The organism is Candidatus Venteria ishoeyi (assembly GCF_030378065.1).
Lineage (GTDB): Bacteria > Pseudomonadota > Gammaproteobacteria > Beggiatoales > Beggiatoaceae > Venteria > Venteria ishoeyi.
In genome coordinates this window covers 1-1,038 of record NZ_JAUCGJ010000113.1, presented here as the reverse complement: position 1 = coordinate 1,038, position 1,038 = coordinate 1, and the positions used below count along the sequence as shown (strand labels likewise).

1 pseudogene is annotated in these 1,038 nt (G+C 35.5%); it reads right to left on the bottom strand.

The window, feature by feature from the left end:
• A pseudogene (locus tag QUF61_RS18125) lies at positions 1 to 283 on the bottom strand (hypothetical protein); the annotation flags it as partial.
• Positions 284 to 1,038 lie beyond the last annotated feature (755 nt).

Here is a 1,038-nt window from a genome sequence, read left to right as displayed (position 1 = left end):
CATTTAGTTGTCTTATAGCATCCACGCCTTCATGTAATTGAGCCGCTTGTAATATGGCCCGATATTGATTTTCACAAAAAGCAACAAAGGCAATACAGCCAAAATGCTGACCAATGAAACGATTAGGCTTATTATTGTTCTGGGATGAATGGTGCATCCACTTCAAGCCAGGTTGTCGTTTTGCTTCCTTTGGCACTTTGATGCCATCACCGATACAAACTAAACGTTCCTGAACATAGACCAAATCAAATGATTGTTGACACCATTGCATCCACTGTAGCATCACTTCACCTAATCGCCAGGACTTTGCCTGGAAAAAATTAAGCAGTAGCTCGTAAGAAGAAGGAGCCAGTCCCAACCAGCGAACAAAACTACTGACACCGTTGTGATCAAAGCGGAGAATGAAGCCAAAAATAATAACGACAAACCAGATAAATGCACGTTCTCGTGAAAATTGCTGGCGAAAGGGGGCTAAAATTGAAAAATTTCATGTTTCATATGACTGTATAACCATACTGAAAAATTTTAACTTAACCATAAATAGGGGAAAAAGTTAAGAACTTTTGACTCTCAAGCTTCTAATGTCCTCAGCCAAGTCAAATTATAAAATTCAGAGATAAACCAGGGAAAACAGCTCGATCATATGAAAAAAACCAAAAATCAGCCATAACCTACCTATGGCAAGTCGTTTGGTGCCATAAATATGACTTAATGAGAGATGAAAATATCAGCTATTGGAGAAAATTACTATGCAAAAATTACCAAAAAAAAATTACCAAAAAAAAATTACCAAAAATTACCAGACAAAAAAATTACCAGACAGCCAATAAATTAAAAAAATAAAATTACACTATCCTTCTAAAAAAATTACCAGACAGCCAATAAATTAAAAAAATAAAATTACACTATCCTTCTGAAAACTCCGAAAAACTATTCTGAGATACCAGCATACGCTTGCATCTCGGAATAAAGCTCATCAGAAATATGATGTTGCTCTCTGAATTTATTGACACTTTCTGCTATCAGCAGCTTTTTCAA